Genomic DNA, 18,379 nt, shown 5'->3' with positions numbered 1-18,379 from the left:
CGTGATCGCCAGGCCCGCCCATGACACGTCCTGGGGCGGTTCCGCAGGATACTTCCAGGATCCCGACCAGCATTTGTGGGAAGTCTTGTGGAATCCGCAGCTGCTTCCCCAGAACTGAGGTCCAGAATTCTTTCAAGCCGACCCCGCGAATTGGGCCGGCCCGATTCGGGCGTTGATGTCTGACTTTGGCCAAGCTCATGCCTGGATTGCGATCTCCTCGCGACGCGCACGTCCGTACCACGTAGAATCGCCGGCCCCCGCGCGCAAGCCCCCATCCCCCATGAGAATCGGCATCGACTTCGGCACCAGCTACTCGGCTGCGGCTGCGCGCATCGGCGGGCGGCTGGAGCACATCCGCTTCGGCGGACTGCCGCAGTTCCGTACCGCGGTGTTCTTTCCCACCGCCCTGCCGGACCCCGCCGATTTCCGTCTGACCACCGCGCTGGAAGGCGAAGTCGCGGCGCTGGTGCGGGCGGCCAAGGTCGAGCAGACCCGTAGCGGCGTGATTCCGCGCAGCGATGCGCAGCTGCACCGCGATGCCGTGCAGATCGTGCGCAGGCAATGGCTGGAGACGCAAAGGCAGGAAGCCGAGGACGCGGCGGCGGATCTGGACGATGCGGTGTTCGGCGAGGACGCCATCGACCGTTATCTGGAAGAAGGCAGCGGCCACCTTGTGCAGTCGCCCAAATCGATGCTGGGCTACGACCTGCTGCCACGCGCGCGGAAGACCATCACCGGCATCGCCGCGCAGATTCTTGAACACATTCGCCTGACCGCCGGCGGGCAGCTGGGCACCGAGGTGCGCCTGGCCACGATCGGGCGGCCGGTGCGCTTCCGCAGTTCGCTGGGTCCTGCAGGCGGCGAGCAGGCGCTGGATATCCTGGCCGAAGCCGCGCAGATCGCCGGTTTCGAGGCGGTGGACTTCCTGGAAGAACCCGCCGCCGCCGCGCTGCATTACCACGCCGGCAGCGATACCCGGCATTCCACGCTGGTGGTGGATGTCGGCGGCGGCACCACCGATATCGCCCATGCGCAGGTCGGCGGCAGCCAGGCGCCGGTGATCCATCGCGCCTGGGGCCTGCCCAATGGCGGCACCGACGTGGACCTGGCCCTGAGCATGGCCCACTTCATGCCGCTGTTCGGACGCGGCGATACCCGCGTGCCTGCGCATCATTTCGTGGATGCGGCCATGGTCCAGGACATGCCGCGCCAGCGCGCCTTCCACAAACGCGATTTCAGCGAAGTGCCCGCGCCTTACAACGCGCGGCTGCGGACCTTGCAGCACGACGGCGGCACCACCCGTTTGTATCGCGCGGTAGAGTCCATGAAGATCCGGCTCAGCGAACACGACGACAGCCGGCATGCGCTGGACTATATCGATGCGGCGTTGTCGGTCGCCGCCAGTCGCGAGGATCTGCGGATCGCCAGCGTGGATTTCCTGAGCCGGCTGGAGCGGCTGCTGCGCGAAGTGGCGAGCGAGCTGGAAGCGCGCCCCGACAGCATTTTCCTGACCGGGGGCATGTCGCGCGCGCCGTATGTACAAGCGGTCGTGCGGGAAGCATTCCCCAATGTGAGACTGGTGTTCGGGGATCCCTCGCTGGGAGTCGTTTCGGGTCTGGCCGATCACGCGCCGGGCGGGTTGAACTGATTTCCGGCCGGCGTTGACCGCCCGCCGACTCGCCGCTGCTGCATATCGGTATGTTTTCGCGTCGGCGTTCACCTTGGTCAGCGATGGTCTTCACTCAAGTCATGAAGCCGTGCCTAAGCGCGCGCCTTCGGCTACAGTTGCATCCAGCTTCCATCCCACTCCGATTCAGCTGAATTCAGGCGTTAGTCGCCAGGGAGATTCTGTCGCATGCGTTTTATTGCCCCCCTCATACTTGCCCTCGCATTGACGCCGTTGAGCGCCGCGGCGCAGCAGGATCCAGCGGCACGTAGTCCCTTCGTCGTCGAGCAGACTTATTGGATCAAGCCCGGCAAAGAGCTGCAGTTCATCGGCTTGTTCGAGAAGAACCGGATCCCGCTTTTGCGCGCCAAGATAAAGGACGGCCGCATTCTATGGGCGCGCTTGTCCAGGCCACGCTTCAACTCCGCCAACGAGCAATGGGATCTGCGGGTCACTGTCGCCTGGCGCGACGCGGACAGCGCCATAGAACCTGTTGCGCAGGGGAAGACGCAGCTGACCACGGAACAGCAAATCATCGAAGAACTTGTCGTAGAGCGCACCGACGTACCAATCCAAGAATGGAATGTGAACATCAGTGGTAACTGACAGCCCGCTCCGGCCGGACCCGCTTGGCGGGCCGGCTCGGCTCAGACGCTGACTGCCTTGAGAATTCAATGACCGACCGGCTCTTCGTCTACGGTTCGCTCGCACCCGGCCGCCCGAATGCGCACGTGCTGGCTGAGGTTCCCGGCACCTGGGAGGCGGCGACAGTCAGAGGCGCGTTGCGTCAACAAGGCTGGGGAGCGGCGATCGGCTATCCGGGCATCGTGGTGGATGAAGGCGGCGACGAGGTCGCGGGATTCGTCTTTTCCTCCGATGAGCTGGGCGCGCATTGGGCGCACCTCGATCAGTTCGAGGGCGAAGGTTATGTGCGCATGCTGGTCCCGGCAAAGCTCGAAACCGGCGCTATTGTTCAGGCCTATATTTACGCCCTTAGTGGAAACGACTTGTCTCAGAATCCGTCTGGTGGCGGCTAAGGAAGTTCCGAACAAGTCGAAGGTCATCCCTCGCTGCGCTCGGGATGACAGAATTAGACTGTCTTCTCTCCTTCACCCACGGATTCCCCCATGCGCCTGGGCCTTGCAGCCAATCGCCTGCACCATCAGAACCAGGACGCGGCCCTGTTCCGCTGGCTGCGCGCCTGCGAAGCCGGCATCCGCGAGTTGAAGCTGGGCCTGCATGCGATCGGTCGTACCCACGATGCCATCGCCACGGCCGGCATGCTCGTCGACTACGCGGGCCTGCGGCGTTATCCCTATGGCCGCGAAGGCGGCCTGATGAAGCTGGTCGCCGAAGTGGTGGGCCTGGAAGGCGCCGAGCGCAGCCTGGATGGCGCCATCTACCTGATCGATCCGGTGGACCCTTCCTCCATTTTTCCGGAAGCGACCGCGCTCAAGCGCCAATGCGTGATCCACGGCAAACCTTTCCTGTCCACGGTCGCCTCGGCGCGCGACTGGATCGAGATGGAACGCATCCACGCCGGCTTTGCACCGGACCCCGGTGCGGATCGCTTCCATGCACTGGAAACGCAAACGCTGGCGCTGATCGCACACGACGCGATGAAGCCGCAGATGCTGGCATTCGCGGCCGAACATTTCGATGCGTTGTCGCGCTTTGCGCACCGGGTCGCCACCGGCACCACCGGCCAGCGCCTCAACGAACTGGCCTGGAGCCTTGGCTGGCCGCACGACCGCCTGTGGGCCGAGCGCTACCAGAGCGGGCCCATGGGCGGCGATGCGCAGATCGCCGACCGTGTACTGGAGCGCCGGTGCCAGCGCGTGGTCTTCTTCGAAGATCCGCATGTCGCCCGGCAGCACGAAGCCGATATCCAGTTGCTGGAGCGCGCCGTCACCACGGTGACCGACGATGCGGTCTGCACGACCTCGCCCGTCGTCGCCCGCCGCTGGCTGCAGGCGGTGGCGCTACGCGCCGGGCGCGGTGCCTGACATGACCGGTTCTTCTTCGCCGCGCCTGCTTCGCGATTTCTCTCTTTCCGCCGTCGCCGCAGGTTTCGTCACCGTGCTGGTGGGCTTCACCGCCTCGGCGGTGATCGTGTTCCAGGCTGCGCAGGCGCTGGGCGCATCGGAAGCGGAGATCGCTTCGTGGATGTGGGCGCTGGGTCTGGGCATGGGCCTGACCTGCATCGGCCTGTCGCTGCGCTACCGCATGCCGGTAGTGACAGCATGGTCCACGCCCGGTGCGGCGATGCTTATCGCCAGCACTGCGGGGCTGCCTTATCCGGAAGTGATCGGCGCCTTCGTGCTGTCGGCTTTGCTGATGGCCATCGCCGGCTTCAGCGGTGTGTTCGAACGCAGCTTGAACCGCATTCCGGCCTCGCTGGCATCGGGCATGCTGGCCGGCGTGCTGCTGCGCTTCGGGCTGGATGTGTTCGTCTCCATGCAAACCCAGCTGGGCATGGCCTTGACCATGTTCGTGACCTATCTGTGCGGGCGCCGCCTGTTCCCGCGCTATGCGGTGATCGCGACGCTGGTGATGGGCATCGCCATCGCCGGCGCCACCGGCTTGCTGCATGTCGACGGAGTGCGGCTGGAATTCGCACGCCCCGTGTTCACCCTGCCGTCGTTGTCGTTGGCTTCGGTGTTCGGCATTGCGCTGCCGTTGTTCATCGTCACCATGACCTCGCAGAACGTGCCGGGCGTGGCCGTGATCCGCGCTTCTGGTTATGAGGTGCCGATTTCGCCCGTGATCGGCTGGACCGGCGTGGCCAACGTGCTGTTGGCGCCGTTCGGTGCGTTCGCCTTGAACCTGGCTGCGATCACCGCGGCGATCTGCATGGGCCGCGAAGCGCATCAGGATCCGGAACGCCGTTATGTGGCCGCGGTGTTCGCGGGCCTGTTCTATGTACTGGTCGGCCTGTTCGGCGCCACGGTCGCGGCGGTGTTCGCGGCGTTTCCGAAAGAGCTGGTGATGGCCATCGCCGGGCTCGCCCTGTTCGGCACCATCGGCAACAGCCTGGCGGCGGCGATGCGCGAGGAAAGCGATCGCGAGCCGGCACTGATCGCTTTCCTGGTGACGGCTTCCGGCATTTCGCTGGGCGGCATCGGTTCGGCGTTCTGGGGACTCGTCGCCGGCGCGGTCACCTTGCTGGTCTGGCGGCGGAAAATCTGAATGCGTAGGAGCGACGTGAGTCGCGAATCCATCGCCTAAAACCGTGCATGAATGGATGATTGAGATAGATGAGCGAAGGATGCCTTCGCGACTCACGTCGCTCCTACGCGCCCATGCGCCTTTTCCGTTTGCATTTGCTCAGCAATGTGCAGGGGGTGTGAGTTCATGCGGCAGTCCGATACGCATCGGCACACTCGCTGCTCATTCCAACGCGGGAGAAAATCCATGCGCAAGTTCCAACCACGAATATTGTTGCTGTCTGCCGCACTGGCCGCCTCCGGCGCAGCTCTGGCGCAAAGCCCCAAGGCCGATGCGCTCACCGAACCGCAAGTCCGCGCGCTGCTGACGGAGAAGGGCTATACCCGCATCGACGATCTGGACTTCGAAGATGGCGCCTGGGAAACCGACGCCACCAGCGCCGATGGAAACCGTGTCGATGTGCGCGTGGACCCGGCCACCAGCAGGATCTACGCCGAGGCATTGGTATCCACGCTGAGCGAGGACGATGTCAAAGCCAAACTGTCGGCGGCCGGCTACTCGAAGGTGCATGACGTCGACTTCGACGACGGCGTGTGGAAAGCCGAAGCCGAACGCGCCGACGGCAACGATGTCGAGATCCATCTCGATCCGAAGGACGGACACGTCCTGCACGTCGAAAACGACTGAGTCCGCGCGACTCGTGAACAAGGGGAAGGCCGCAGCGATGCGGCCTTCCCTTTTTGGAGCGAAGTGGACTGGCGCAGAGGCGGTTTGCGTCCGACAATGCCCTGACCCAGAGGACATTCCCATGTTGAAGCGCAGCCTCATCGCCACCCTGCTCGCCATCAGCGCGGCCGCCAGCGCCCAGACCGCGCCAGCGCCCGCATCCCCCAAGGTCAGCCCATCGCTATACGCGATCAATTCGGCCGCATTGGCGTCCGCCATGACTTACTGCAGCACCAAACACGGCAACCTGCTGACCGGATCCCCGGGCCAGGCCTGCTTCGTGAAGGCGCGACAGATCCTGGCCGATTATGGCTTGAAGAAGGTTTCCGCCGATGTCGACGGCCGCTGCAATAATCCCGCGACCTTCAATACCTGCCTGACGCCCGAAGTGGGCAAACTGGTGTACGCACTGAATGCGGAGTTCGTGAAGCAGGGCCTGTGACCCGCCTCCTGTAAGGGTTTTGTCCTACAGGCGGACTGCGCTGACCGTTTGTTGCAAAGTGTGCGTTTGTCCGGTTGCCAGCGAAATCGCGTCCTCACTCGCATTGGCCGCTTCCAGGCATACGAATCGGTGCCAGCCGTCGGCCGGCGCATCGCCGATTGCGGCGATGCCGGACGCGCCCGGATTCCAGACCACCAGCGAACGGCTGCCCGATGTGGTCAAGTCGATGCGGCGGCCCAGTACCGGATCGATCAACGCGAAGCGATTGCCGGTGCGGTGGTAGATGCGGTCGCTGCGGCCGGGATCGCGCGGATCCTGCAGGTTCCATTCTCCCGATTGCAGGTGCTCGTCGCCGTCGTATTTGTCCGCATAGGTCAATCCATCCAGCCCGCTCACCCGCGCGCGTTCGGCATCGCCGACATGGAAATAGGTATGCAGCGCCTGGGTAAACACGACCGTTTCCGCACCGGTATTGCGCGTGGTCAACGACTGACGCAGTTCATGGCCGATATGCAGCGTCTGCTTCAATCGCAGCGGAGTGTCCGCGCGTTCGGGCAGGGCCAGTTCGATCGTCGCTGCGCCTTCGGAATCGAGGTTCGAGTCCGTCATCGTCCACTGGGTGTTGCGCGCGAAGCCGTGTTGCGGCGCATTCGCCGATTGCCCCTGGCGGCCGAAGTACGGCCAGCACACCGGCACGCCGCCGCGGATCGCGTCGGGCGCGCGTTTGCTGACCGGCGAGAGCCACAGCAAGTCGTCGAAACCCCTTGGCGCGTAAGACAGCAACTGGCCGCCATGCAACGAGATCGCGGCGCTGGCCAGGGGGGCGTCGATCAGCAGCGCGGGGATGCCATGGAACTGGCCTGCTTCCATATTCAAGGCTCCTGCTCCGCGCCCGACCAGGCGGCGACAGTCGTGGGGCGTTCGCGCGCATAACGCCACGCCACCAGTAACGCGCCGAACAGCAATCCCCCCGCCAGCAGCCACGGCGCACCGGGCAAGTGCATGGGTGCGCGTTGGCCGATGAACAGCGCGAAGGTGCCCGCGAACAGCATCGGGCCGAACACGCCGGCCAGGCTCACCAGACTCATCAGTGCACCCTGTATGCGGCCCTGCACGTCAGCGCCGACCTGACGCGTGATCAATGCCTGCGTCGCCGGGCCGGCCATTCCCCACAACGCGCTGATCGGAATGCCGATCAGGAACACCCAACCCACCGAGGCGAAACCATAGATCACGAACCCGGCCACGCCGCAGGCGAGCCCGAACAGCAATGCACGGCGCTCGCCCATGCGCTTGACCAGCGGCCCGATCAGGCCGGCCTGCACGATCACGCTGCACACACCGACCATGGCCAGCACCCAGGCCACTTCGCGCGGACCCCACTGGTAGCGATAGTCGGCGAACAGCACGAACACGCTGGGATAGATGTAGTGCGCCAGGTTCGCCAGCAGCACCACCGCAGCCAAACCGAATACCTGCGGATAGCTTTTCAACAGCAGCATCGAACCGAACGGATTGGCGTGCGACCAATCGAACCGCCTGGCGCGCTTTTCCTTGGGCAGCGACTCGGGCAGCACGAACCAGCCGTACAGGAAATTCAGCAACGCCAATCCCGCTGCGAACCAGAACGGCAGCCGCAGGCTTATTTCGCCGAGCTGGCCGCCGATCAGCGGTCCGATGATGAAACCCAGACCGAAAGCGGCGCCGATCATGCCGAACGCCTTGGCGCGCTGCTCCGGCGGAGTGATGTCGGCGATGTAGGCGTTGGCGGTGGTGAAGCTGGCCGAGGCGATGCCCGAAATGATGCGGCCGATCATCAGCCATGGCAGCGAGTTGGCCAGCGCCATGAAGATGAAGTCCAGGCCCAGCCCCAGGCACGAGAGCAGGATCACCGGACGCCGGCCGAAGCGGTCCGACAATGCGCCCTGGATCGGCGAGCTCACAAACTGCACACCCGCGAACACCATGCCGAAGATGCCGACCCAGATCGCGGCTTCGGAGATGCTGCCGCCGACGAAATCTTGCACCAGATGAGGAAGCACGGGAATGATCACGCCGAACGACAGCACGTCGATCAGCACGGTGACGAAGATGAATATGAGTGCGGCGTTGCGTTTGCCGGATGTCTGGTTAGTTGCGTTCACAGGAAAGCCGGTCGACAGAAAGGCCGCAGTTTAGCGGGAAATCCGTAGCGAACCCTCACCGAGCTACAGATGTTGGCCATCCAGATAGAACCAGTGGCCATGGACGAGTTGAAACCGGCTGCGTTCATGCAATCGCACCGCACTGCCGCCGCCTACGCGGTAACGTGCGATGAATTCCACTTCAGCGGTGTCTGCGCTGGTTCGCTGATGGCGCTTGACGCTCAAGCCCAACCAAGTCGCCGGCGGGTCCGCGGCATCCAGATCGAATTCCACAGGCCGCGTACTGGCGTGCCAGCTGTCGAGCAGGTACTGGCCCAATCCCAGCGCATAAGCGCTATAGCGCGAACGCATGAGCGCTTCGGCATCGGCCGCTGGCGCCCCATCGTGCAGCAGACGGCAGCATTGCGAATAGTCACGGTCGGAGCCGCAAGGACACGACGACGCGGCCACCGATCAACGCTTCCCGTTCCCCGCCTCGATGAAACGCAGGAACTCCGCACGCGTGCGCGCATCCTCGCGGAAGCTGCCTAACATTTTGGAAGTGATCATGCTGACGCCGCGCTTGTGGATGCCGCGGGTTGTCATGCATTCGTGCATGCCTTCCACCACCACGCCCACGCCCAGCGGCTGCAGCACGTCCTGGATGCAGCCGGCGATCTGCGCGGTCATCTTTTCCTGCACCTGGAAGCGGCGCGCGTAGGTTTCCACCACCCGCGCCAGTTTGCTGATGCCCACTACCTTACCGTCGGGCAGGTAGCCCACGTGCGCCCTGCCGATGATCGGCGCCATGTGGTGCTCGCAATGGCTTTCGAATTCGATGTCGCGCAGCACGATCATCTCGTCGTAGCCGGCCACCTCCTTGAAGGTGCGTTCCAGGAATTCGCGCGGATCCTCGGCGTAGCCGCTGTACCAGTCGCCGTAGGCTTCGACCACGCGCTTGGGCGTGTCCAGCAGGCCTTCGCGGGTCGGGTCTTCGCCGGCCCAGGCCAACAGCGTGCGTACGGCAGCTTCGGCCTGGTCTTTGGTGACGGCGGATTTTGCGGGTGTTTTCTTGTGGTTGCTCATGGGCGGAAGAATCCCGTGCGGGGGCGTGGATGGTAACGCATCAGGCCAGCCTTTCCGCCAGCCCGGTGACCCGCTGGGCCTTGCGCGCAAGCAAGGTCCGCAGGATGTCTTCGCGCGCGAACAGATGCACCTGATTGCGTGCGCGGGTCAGCGCGGTGTAAAGCAGTTCGCGGGTCAGTGTGCGCGCATCCTGCTGCGGCAGCACGATCCAGGCCTGGTCGAATTCCGAACCCTGCGCCTTGTGCACGGTCAGCGCGAACGCGCTGGCGTGCGCCGGCAGTGCGGCCGGGTGGAAAGCGCGCACGTCCTGCCCGCCATTGGAGAAGAAAACCGCGACGTTGCCGTCCACCTGGCGCAGGCAGATGCCTACGTCGCCGTTGAACAGGCCATGCCGGTAACTGTTCTCGGTGACCAGCAGCAGGCGGCCATGGAAATAGGTTTCGCGTTGCGCGCCGGCCAGCGCTTCTTCGATCTGCGCGTTGAGCGTGGAGGCGCCTTGTGGACCTTCGCGCAAGGCCGTCAGCAGGCGCAGGCGGTCGGCCGCCTTCAACGCTGCGGCAGGATCGGCTTCCGCCGCCAGCGCACGCCAGTGCGCAAGCAGGACGCTGCGGGAATCTGAAGCCAGGGGATTGCCCGCCTCCTCGTGGAAATGCACGCCGCGCAACCGGCCGTCGCGCAGGTGGCCCAGCGCGGCGTCGGCATCGCCTTCGCGCACCGCGTTGGCCAGCGGGGACAAATCCAACTCGGCGGACTGGCGATAACCGCGCAGGAGTTGAACGCGATGGCCGAACAGCGGCGAACGTTCCAGCGCAGGCGCGGCCGTAGGAGCGACGTCCCCCAAGGAGACTTCCTTCGGGGCGTGAGTCGCGATGGAAGGGCCCACATTCCTGGAATCGAACATATCGCTCTGTTCGGGAATCGTTGAGGTCGTTTCGCGACTTACGTCGCTCCTACGATCGTTCCTACCGTCGCTCCTACGCGGGACGACCGGCAACAACGGCGACAACGAGGAGGCCAGCGCTTCGGGAAGCGTGTCTCCATCGCCCGCGGCATCGCCGATGGCGGCCAGTACGTCGCCTGCTTCCACGGAAGGCAACTGGTCGCGGTCCCCGAGCAGGATCAGCCGCGCGCCGTCGGCCACGGCATCCACCAGCTTGCTCATCAACGGCATGTCCACCATCGAGGCTTCATCGACCACGATCACGTCGAACGGCAACGGCTGGCCGGCATGATGCTGGAAACGCGGACTGCCCGGCCGGCTGCCGAGCAGGCGATGCAGCGTGCTGGCCTGCCGCGGCAGCGCAGCCAGCCACTTCGACTGCAATAGCGGCGAGGTTTGCAGATTGGCGACGGCGGCATGCAGGCTCTCCGACATGCGGTCGGCGGCGCGGCCGGTCGGCGCGGCCAGCGCGATACGCAACGCGGCGCCATCGGCATCGGCCTGCGCGATCAGCAGCAGCAACAGGCGCGCGATGGTGGTGGTCTTGCCGGTGCCCGGGCCGCCGGTAATCAGCAGCAGCGACTGCACCAGAGCCAGTGCCGCCGCACGCGCCTGGCGATCGCCGTCTTGCGCGCCCGGGAACAACGCGTCGAACAGCGGCCGTATCGCCGCAAGGTCGGCACCGGTGGGCGACTGCGCCGCCAGGCGCTTGAGGCAGGAAGCCAGGCCGCGTTCGTATTCGCGATAACGACGCAGGTACAGCAATCCGTTTTCCAGCACCAAGGGGAACGAGGCAGGTGCGACGGCGTCCGCTTCAGGTTCGCTCACCCAAGGCGATGCACGCCAGGCCGCGATCCATTCGTCCGCTTCGGGCAAACCCGGCACGCTTCCCAGCAGCAGTTGCAGCCGTGCCGGAGCGCAGGCCGTATGACCGGTGCCGACGGCCAGCGAAGCCAATGCCGCACCGGCGAGCACAAGCTCATCCGACGCCGGATCCAACCGGCGAAGGGTATCCGCCAATGCGATGTCCACCGCGCGAAGGCTGTCTTGCGAACGCTGCAGATGCGCGATCAGCTTCATGCCGCCTGCTCCATCGGCGACACCAGCAGGGCATCCACCGCCTCGACCAGTTTGCGCGCGAAGCGCGGCACGAACATACCTCGCGCCGGATCGGCGGCATCCAGGCCACGACAGAACACATAGCGCACGCCGCCGAAATCGCGGTCGTAGTCGTAGGACGGGCCCAGCCGCAACCGCATCCAGCGATGCACGGCCAAGGTATAGAGCAAGGCCTGCAGGTCGTACTCGCTCGCAGCCATGGTGTGCGCGAGCGTGGCCGCGTCGTAGGCCGGCAGGTCGTTGGACTTGTAGTCCATCACGTAGACGCGCCCGCCATGGCGATAGGTCAGGTCGATCTTGCCGTTCATCAGGCCGCTGAGCTGCGTCCAGACGCCGAAGTCGTTGCGGTCCAGGGCCACGCCGTGGCGATGCAGCAGCTCAAGGAAGGCATGGCTGGTGGCGCCGCGCAAAGCCAAATGGAATTCCAGTTCGACCAGGCGCGCTTCCGCCGGCAGATCGCACAGGCGCACGCCTTCGGGCAACGCGGCGTTGAGCGTGCGGGCGACCAGCGGCGCCAGCTCGCGGATGCCGGCTTCGTGCATGCGTTGCGGATAGCCCTGGCTGTTGAGCGCATCGATGAGGAAACGCTCCTGCGAAGCCGGTGGCCGCTCGCCTGCGTGATCGCGCCACGCGGCGAAGTCGACATGCTCAAGGGCATGGTGCAGCACGTTGCCGAAGCGCGAGCCGGAGAATTGACGCGGTTGCGAGGGCGCGAGGGGAGTGGAGGGCGCTTCGTCATCGGCGGGAAGCGTTTCGATCATCGCGCTGGCGCCGTGCGACTGCTGTTTGTGCAGCTGGCTGAAGCTGTGGATCCACCAGTCGCGATGCAACCGGCGTTGCGCCGTGCGTGACTCGGGCACGCGTTCGGCGGACAGCGGCGGCAAGCGCGCGGGTTTACCGGCGGGCGGAAGGCCTTCGCTGAAAGTGGCTTTATCGCCCAGCCTTGCTCTCAATTCCGGCGTAGGCGCAGCGGCGCCCATCAGTCGATTCAGCGCCGCGTTGCCGTGCTGCGACAGCGGGCCGCAGCATACCCACAACGCCTCGCTGGCGCGGGTCAAGCCGACGTACAGCAGGCGCATGTCCTCGGCGGCTTCTTCTTTCAGGTGCAGTCGCCTGGCATCGGTCCAGGCGGGCGCGCCAGCGAAGACCTGGGCGGTTTCCCATTGGCGCACGCGCTGTCCGCTTTCATCGGTGTACATGGCCAGCCCGCCGACCCTTTCCTGCCGGCCGATCCCTGCGAAGGGCAGGTACACCAGCGGAAACTCGAGGCCTTTGCTCTTGTGCAGGGTGAGGATCTGCACGCGGCCGGCATCGGATTCCAGGCGCGGCTGCTGCGCTTCGTTCTCGCCGTCGGCATGGACGATGTCGTGGCGCAACGCATCCAGCTGGCCTTGCGTGCCCAGATTGCGCCCCGATGCGGATTGCATCAATTCGCCCAGCTGCAGGTAGTTGGTCAGGCGACGCTCGCCGCCGGCCTGTTGCAGCAGACGCTCGGCGTTGGCGGCCAGCACTTCGGCCAGCATCGCCTGCGGACCATGCCGCTCCCAGCGCGTGCGCCAGGCCACCAGATCCTGCTGCCATTGCCGTAGAGCCTGCCCCGCACTCGATGCGGGGGCGTCGCCGGCGCTCAAGCCCTCATCGCGCTGATGGTGCGATTCGATATCCAGCGCGACGATGCGCTGCGCGTCCCATCCCAGTAGCGGCGTCGCCAGCACGGCGCGCAAACGGCGGTCGTCGCCCGGCGAACGCAGCGCCAGCAGCAAGGTCAGCAGGTCCTGTGCTTCTTCGCTCTGGTACAGGCTTTCCTTGCCGGAAGCGACCGCCGGTACGCCGCGTAACGACAACGCGTGCCGGATCTCGGCGGCCTGGCGATGGTCGCGCACCAGCACGGCGAAATCCCGTGGTTGCAGCGGCCTCATCGTCTGCGTACGCCGGTCTTTCATCGACGATCCGGAGGAAGGCCGCAGTCGTTGCATAATTTCGTCGGCGCAGAGTTCGGCGGCCATACGCACGGAGACGGGCTTGGTGTAGTCCTTGCCGTTTTCCGAAAGGGGAATCGCATGGAAATGGATCGCAGGAGCGGGCCGATTATCCAGCAGGAAATCCGAATCGCTGGCCTTGCCGCCCGCTTCGGTGGGCAGGAAAGCGATGCCCTCGCCCAACGAGCCTTCCGGCATCGACTGGAACAGGGTGTTGACCGCATCGATCACGCAGGGCCGGGAACGGAAATTGCGGTCCAGCGCGCTTTCGCGCTGGGCGGTGTCCGCGGCCTTCACGTAGGTGTTCACGTCGCCGCCGCGGAAACGATAGATCGCCTGCTTGGGATCGCCGACCAGGATCAGGCTACCCTCGCCGAACAGCCGCGAGAAGATTTCCCACTGGCGTGCGTCGGTGTCCTGGAATTCGTCGACCAGCACGCAGGGGAACTGTTTGCGCAATGCGCCGGCCAGCGTTCCCGGATCGCTGGCCACCGCTTCGTGCAATTCGCCGATCAGGTCGTCGTAGTCGCGTACGTTGAAAGCCTGCTTTCGGGCACGCTCGCGCCGCACCGCATCGGCCCGAAGCGCGTGCAGCTGTTGCAGGTCGTGCGCCTCGCGCCAAAGCTCGACGGCGGCCACTGCATCGACCAGCGGCTGGAAGCCATCGAACAAGGGCGATTGCGGAGTACGCCCGGCCTTGGCCTTGAGCGTGCCTTTTTCTAGCGCGGCGGGGATGAACTTGTGCAACTTGGGATGCAGCTCGAGCGGGGGCGACGGCGAGCGCGTAACGGATTGCAGCCAGCGGCGCAGCGAAGAGGCATGTTCGGCCTTGTACTGGCTGGCGTTGAGCACCGAGTCGGCGATGGCTTCGTCTATTTTTCCGCATGCCGACTCTCCGTGCAGGGTGAACAGATGGCAGACCTGCGCCCACGCCTGCATCAACTGCGGCCGCGGATCGGTCAACGTCTGCGGTGCGGGCGGAAGCAGCGGCTCGGGCGCAAGCAGTTCGCGCAGACTCCGGGCCAGGTCTTGCAACCGTCCGAACCGGCGGCGCAGGAAAGCCGCGCCCTCCTGGTCCTGCGAGAACGCGCGCCACACGTCCGCCGCCAGTTTTTCGCGATGCGCGGCGCTGCCGGTTTCCAGCTCCGAAGCGATCAGCGGTTGCTGCGTATCCAACGCATGCTCGCGCAACACGCGCTGACAGAAGCCGTGAATGGTGGCGATGGCCGCAAGGTCCATTTCGCGCAGCGCGCGCGCAAGCCGCTGGCGCAGCGCGGGCAACGATTCGCGCGGTTCGGCCGTGAGCGACCGATGGAGCAAGCGGCGGAGCATCGCTGTCTCCGCAGCGTCGCCTGCATGGGTTTCGCCGTCGCCCTCGCGCCAGGCATGGGCGAGATCGAGCGCCTGCTTCAGACGCAGGCGCACGCGTTCGTGCAGTTCCTGGGTGGCGGCGACGGTATAGGTCACCGCCAGGATCTGCGGCACGCGCAAGCGCTCGGCGATCACCGCGCGCGCGAACAGGCCGGCCAACGCGTAGGTCTTTCCGGTACCGGCGCTGGCTTCGATCAGGTTGCGCTGGTGCAGGTCGATGTCGAACACGGCCTCGCTCATGGCAGCCTCGCTCCTGTCAGAGCTTCCTCAGCGAAGGCTTCGCCGCGTTCGACCGCGCTGAAGATCAGGTGCGACAAGAGTTCGAATGCATCGAGGGAATCCGCATCGCCATCCAGGAAAGGATCGCGTCCGCGCAGGGCCATGAGGGTCGCAGCCTGCGCTTCGCCGGGCCCGCCGAAGTCGTCGTCGCCGCCGCCCCACACCTTCTGCGCTTCGGCCAACGCCTTGCCGGGATCGGCCTGGGCGGTCAGCCACCAGGCATAGCCGCTCTTGGGAAGGAAGCACAAAGGCCGGCCCATGCCGTAACCACGCAATGCCTGCAACGAAGACAATGCCCGTCGCGCGTCATCCGGCGGCAAGGGAGGCCGCACCAATATCTGCGGCGTCGCGCCTTTCTTTTCCGCGGACAGTTCGTACAGCGGCAGTCCGTGCACGGAAGCGACCAGCCAGTCGAGCCCATGCCTCACTGCGTGGCCGCCATGCCGCCCATTGGGATTGAGCACCGCGCGGAACACACCTTGCGAATGCACGCCTTGCAGATGCGCGCCCTGCGGATAGATGCGATCCAGCGCGCCCATCAGCACGCCTTCCCGCAGCGGCAACTCGAACGGCATCGAATCGCTGGCGCCTGCGAAGCCGGCCTGCACCGCAGCTTCGGCGAACGGCGCCACTTCCTCCATCACTCCTTGCAACACCGCCACTCCGTCGGCGCCCGGCGCAAGCAGGCCGCGCGCCAGCAATTGCGATTGCAGCGATCGTAGATCCGGTGCCTGGCCAGATTCGCACCAGCTGTCGAAAACGCGCTGGCGCAAACCGTACCGCGCCAGCGCGTCGGGCGTGCCGAACGGTTCGTGCTCTTCGAGCGCCGCTTCTTCCTCCGGCAGGCGCAGACCCACGCCTTGCTGCAGATAGAACTCGTGCGGCCGCATCAGCGCACCGCGCAACTGCGCGAGCGAAACGGTGGTTTCCGGTTCTTGCTGGCGAAGCAGGCGCGCGGGCGCGAAAACTTTGCGCTCGTCGCTGCCGATGGCCGCATCGGCGGCCGGATGCCAGCGCGCGTCGTAACTGAAACGGCGCGCATCGCCCTGCCTTTCCTCCGGCAACGCCGCACCGAACGCCGCGGGCGAGAACGGCTGCAATGCGTGCCGCACGATCAGCCGCTCGCGTACCGGTTCCCCGTTGGCTTGCCCGCCTTCACCCTGGTGATAACGCACCGCGACGTCGAGAAGCTCGGAAACCAGCATCGAAGGTTCGCGCTTGCTGCCGTCGCGCGCGTCCATGCCTATCCAGCTGAGGTAGAAAACGCGGCTGGCGGACGAGAACAGCTGCAGGAACAGATAACGGTCCGCATCCCGCCGCGAAGGATCGCCGACGCGGCGCTGCGCGCTGTCCAGCGCCTGGTTGATGCGGTTGACCGGATCGCGCCCGTCGCGTGCGGGGAAGGCCGCTTCCTCCATGCCCAGCACGCAGATCACGCGGAACGGGATCAAGCGCATCGGCACCATCTTGCCGAAGCACACCCCGCCGGACAGGAACGGCGCGCGCGCATCGCTGCCGGACAGTTCGGCCTGGAAGTGATCAAGGGCGACACTGTGCGCCACCGGTTGCTCGAACGCGGCCAGGTACGCGCTGTCGGCGAAGCCGGCCACCGCCTGGTGCAGGCGCTCCAGCACCGCGCGCTCGGAAGGATCGCGCGGCTCGGCGGCGAACAAGGCGGCGATCATGTCGGCCAGCAACTCCGACCATTCGCCCGGCGCATGCGGCCCTTGCAGGCGCGTGCCGTAGCTGCGCAATGCGGCCAGCAGCCGCACCAGCGCGTCCAGCGACTGCGTGGACTGCCCTTCCAGCTCCGGCCACGGCGCGACGCCGGCGATCATGTCGTCCGCACCGCTGGCCATGCCCAGCAGCAAACGATCCAGTGCGAATTCGAAGGTGTAGGCGCTTTCCCCACTGGCGTTGTGGCGTTCGCGGTCCGCGCCATCCAGACCCCAGCGCGCGCCGCTGACCTGCAACCAGTCCTGCAGCCGCGCGCGGTCGGCGTCGTCCACGTCGAAACGTTCGGCCAGCGCCGGCACCGCCAGCAGGTCGATCACGTCGGTCAGCGTCAGCGGCTGCATCGGCAGTCTGAGCAGGCGCAGGAAGGCTTCGGCGATCGCCGCGCTGGCCAGCGGACTGGTATCGGCGATGGTGTAGGGAATTTCGCGCGAGCTTCCCAGCGCGCCGCCGAATACGGCTTCCACATGCGGCGCGTAGGCGTCCACGTCCGGCATCAGCACGGCGATGTCGCGCGGATCGATGCGCTCACGGCCTGGCGCAGCTTTTTCTTCCAGCAAGGCGCGCAGCTGATCGTGCAGCACCTGTACTTCGCGCAGGCGGGTGTGGCAGGCGTGGAACTGCAGGCTGGCGTCGGCGGTATCGACCTGCTGGCGGGGCCACGGGTCGCCAGCGACCGCATCGGCAAGCGGCGCACGGTTTTCCAGCACGTCCGTCTGCACGCGGCCGAGCAGCGTGTCGGCAAGCGGCTGGGTGAAGGCAGGCGTTTCGAAACGGGCACGCACGGTTTCTCCGCTGCCCAGGGCGGCGATGAAATCGCGGCCGGCCTGGCCCCACGCGGCCAGCAGAGGATTCTCGCCGCCGAAGCGGTCGTCCTGGTCAGGACGGTAGTCGGCTGCCCATCGGTCCAGGTCGCCCCAGTAGGCGCGCGACGGCGTATGCAGGAAGAAATGCTGGCAGCCCGCGCGCGCCTGGCTGGCGACGACCTGCAGTACGTCGGGCGAGATGTTCTGGCAGGCGAACACGAACAGGCGCGAAGGCAGGCCGGAGGGAATTTCACCGCCCTCGCCGCCGAACCGCTGCAGGTACTCGCCGATGCGCCGCGCACGATGCGCGCGCCCGCCGCCGATCCGTTTCCACAATTGCGCCTGCGCATCGTCACGCGGTGCGCGGCGTTCCCAACCCAGCAGATCCTCGCGGCGCCACGCCTGGTATTTCTCGAAACTGTCGGCCAGCGAGGTAGCCAGCGACCAGTTCCGCCTGGGGTCGGTGCTGGAGAGGAAGCCGGCGAATTCCTGCGGCGGGTTCGTTTCCAATTCGCGCAATAGATGCCAGCGCAGGACTTCGGGCATCAGGCGGTCGGCGCGCGGCGCCGCGCCCAGGTTGGTCTCCAGCGCATGCTCGACGAACTCGCCCGGCGTCACGAAGCGGATATTGGCGCAGATGCCCAGCCGCTCGGCCAGCGACTGCTGCAGCCAGCGGCGCATGGAGAACTGCGGCACCAGCACCCATTCCTCGCGCCACCAATCACCGTCGCCGGGCGCGCGCAACAGCTCGCCCAGCACGCCAGCCAGCACGTCCAGGTCGTTGGAGGGATAAAGCCGGAAATCGGCCTGCGGGCGTTCGGGCATGCCGTCATCTTGCCGCAGAGCCGTCGCATCTGCCGCGACCGCGCCCCTGTATCGGGGTGGGCTGGGACGGGCAGACGCCCGGCCAGCAGTCGCCTGCGTTGCAAAAATGCAAAAA

General features: G+C 65.9%; 14 protein-coding genes. 7 read left to right on the top strand and 7 right to left on the bottom strand.

The features are described from left to right. Window positions 1-280: 280 nt before the first annotated feature. From BLR66_RS16615 to BLR66_RS16585, 7 genes are all read left to right on the top strand, one after another. The gene (locus BLR66_RS16615) at window positions 281-1,648 is read left to right on the top strand and encodes an Hsp70 family protein (RefSeq protein ID WP_093289633.1); all 1,368 of its coding nucleotides are present in this window, start codon (window positions 281-283) and stop codon (window positions 1,646-1,648) included. 207 nt (window positions 1,649-1,855) lie between these two features. Continuing rightward, the gene (locus tag BLR66_RS16610) at window positions 1,856-2,272 is read left to right on the top strand and encodes a hypothetical protein (protein ID WP_093289630.1); all 417 of its coding nucleotides are present in this window, start codon (window positions 1,856-1,858) and stop codon (window positions 2,270-2,272) included. 68 nt (window positions 2,273-2,340) lie between these two features. Next, window positions 2,341-2,703, top strand: coding sequence for a gamma-glutamylcyclotransferase family protein (locus BLR66_RS16605; RefSeq protein WP_093289628.1), 363 nt, complete (start codon window positions 2,341-2,343; stop codon window positions 2,701-2,703). A 90-nt stretch (window positions 2,704-2,793) separates the two neighbouring features. Beyond that, window positions 2,794-3,672, top strand: a complete 879-nt coding sequence (locus BLR66_RS16600; protein WP_093289625.1) for a methylglyoxal synthase — start codon at window positions 2,794-2,796, stop codon at window positions 3,670-3,672. 1 nt (window position 3,673) lies between these two features. Continuing rightward, the gene (locus BLR66_RS16595) at window positions 3,674-4,855 is read left to right on the top strand and encodes a benzoate/H(+) symporter BenE family transporter (RefSeq protein ID WP_093289622.1); all 1,182 of its coding nucleotides are present in this window, start codon (window positions 3,674-3,676) and stop codon (window positions 4,853-4,855) included. A 225-nt stretch (window positions 4,856-5,080) separates the two neighbouring features. Next, the gene (locus BLR66_RS16590; protein ID WP_093289619.1) at window positions 5,081-5,521 is read left to right on the top strand and encodes a PepSY domain-containing protein; all 441 of its coding nucleotides are present in this window, start codon (window positions 5,081-5,083) and stop codon (window positions 5,519-5,521) included. Window positions 5,522-5,642: 121 nt separating this feature from the next. Next, complete coding sequence (locus BLR66_RS16585) at window positions 5,643-6,002, top strand: hypothetical protein (protein WP_093289616.1); 360 nt, start codon at window positions 5,643-5,645, stop codon at window positions 6,000-6,002. A gap of 24 nt (window positions 6,003-6,026) precedes the next feature. On the opposite strand, the gene BLR66_RS16580 is transcribed toward BLR66_RS16585, so the two are convergent. The 7 genes from BLR66_RS16580 to recC all read right to left on the bottom strand — a co-directional run bounded on the left by BLR66_RS16580 (window position 6,027) and on the right by recC (window position 18,264). After that, window positions 6,027-6,872 carry a D-hexose-6-phosphate mutarotase gene (locus BLR66_RS16580; protein ID WP_093289614.1) on the bottom strand — a complete coding sequence of 282 codons (846 nt, stop codon included), beginning with the start codon at window positions 6,870-6,872 and terminating at the stop codon, window positions 6,027-6,029. 2 nt (window positions 6,873-6,874) lie between these two features. Further along, window positions 6,875-8,146, bottom strand: a complete 1,272-nt coding sequence (locus BLR66_RS16575; protein WP_093289612.1) for a TCR/Tet family MFS transporter — start codon at window positions 8,144-8,146, stop codon at window positions 6,875-6,877. Between the two features lie 63 nt (window positions 8,147-8,209). After that, window positions 8,210-8,596, bottom strand: coding sequence for a YchJ family protein (locus tag BLR66_RS16570; RefSeq protein WP_093289609.1), 387 nt, complete (start codon window positions 8,594-8,596; stop codon window positions 8,210-8,212). A 3-nt stretch (window positions 8,597-8,599) separates the two neighbouring features. Beyond that, window positions 8,600-9,211, bottom strand: a complete 612-nt coding sequence (gene folE / locus BLR66_RS16565; RefSeq protein WP_093289607.1) for a GTP cyclohydrolase I FolE — start codon at window positions 9,209-9,211, stop codon at window positions 8,600-8,602. Between the two features lie 40 nt (window positions 9,212-9,251). Continuing rightward, on the bottom strand, window positions 9,252-11,231 hold the full coding sequence (locus tag BLR66_RS16560; RefSeq protein WP_093289604.1) for an AAA family ATPase: 1,980 nt from the start codon (window positions 11,229-11,231) through the stop codon (window positions 9,252-9,254). After that, entirely contained in the window at window positions 11,228-14,860 is a 3,633-nt protein-coding gene (gene recB, locus BLR66_RS16555; protein ID WP_093289601.1) for an exodeoxyribonuclease V subunit beta, read from the bottom strand. The genes BLR66_RS16560 and recB overlap by 4 nt, the downstream gene beginning before the upstream one ends. Next, entirely contained in the window at window positions 14,857-18,264 is a 3,408-nt protein-coding gene (gene recC / locus BLR66_RS16550) for an exodeoxyribonuclease V subunit gamma (protein WP_093289598.1), read from the bottom strand. Before recC ends, recB begins: the two co-directional genes overlap by 4 nt. Window positions 18,265-18,379 lie beyond the last annotated feature (115 nt).

The sequence above is a fragment of the Pseudoxanthomonas sp. CF125 genome (genome assembly GCF_900104085.1).
GTDB lineage: Bacteria > Pseudomonadota > Gammaproteobacteria > Xanthomonadales > Xanthomonadaceae > Pseudoxanthomonas_A.
Note: the sequence above shows the minus strand (reverse complement) of the source record. Positions and strands in the feature narration are given on the sequence as shown.

Bases quoted from the DNA above. Each gene is read 5' to 3' on its own strand.
- BLR66_RS16560 (WP_093289604.1), bottom strand. From the start codon at position 11,231: ATGAAGCTGATCGCGCATCTGCAGCGTTCGCAAGACAGCCTTCGCGCG.
- BLR66_RS16600 (WP_093289625.1), top strand. From the start codon at position 2,794: ATGCGCCTGGGCCTTGCAGCCAATCGCCTGCACCATCAGAACCAGGAC.
- BLR66_RS16590 (WP_093289619.1), top strand. From the start codon at position 5,081: ATGCGCAAGTTCCAACCACGAATATTGTTGCTGTCTGCCGCACTGGCC.
- folE (WP_093289607.1), bottom strand. From the start codon at position 9,211: ATGAGCAACCACAAGAAAACACCCGCAAAATCCGCCGTCACCAAAGAC.
- recB (WP_093289601.1), bottom strand. From the start codon at position 14,860: ATGAGCGAGGCCGTGTTCGACATCGACCTGCACCAGCGCAACCTGATC.
- recC (WP_093289598.1), bottom strand. From the start codon at position 18,264: ATGCCCGAACGCCCGCAGGCCGATTTCCGGCTTTATCCCTCCAACGAC.
- BLR66_RS16580 (WP_093289614.1), bottom strand. From the start codon at position 6,872: ATGGAAGCAGGCCAGTTCCATGGCATCCCCGCGCTGCTGATCGACGCC.
- BLR66_RS16595 (WP_093289622.1), top strand. From the start codon at position 3,674: ATGACCGGTTCTTCTTCGCCGCGCCTGCTTCGCGATTTCTCTCTTTCC.
- BLR66_RS16585 (WP_093289616.1), top strand. From the start codon at position 5,643: ATGTTGAAGCGCAGCCTCATCGCCACCCTGCTCGCCATCAGCGCGGCC.
- BLR66_RS16615 (WP_093289633.1), top strand. From the start codon at position 281: ATGAGAATCGGCATCGACTTCGGCACCAGCTACTCGGCTGCGGCTGCG.
- BLR66_RS16610 (WP_093289630.1), top strand. From the start codon at position 1,856: ATGCGTTTTATTGCCCCCCTCATACTTGCCCTCGCATTGACGCCGTTG.
- BLR66_RS16605 (WP_093289628.1), top strand. From the start codon at position 2,341: ATGACCGACCGGCTCTTCGTCTACGGTTCGCTCGCACCCGGCCGCCCG.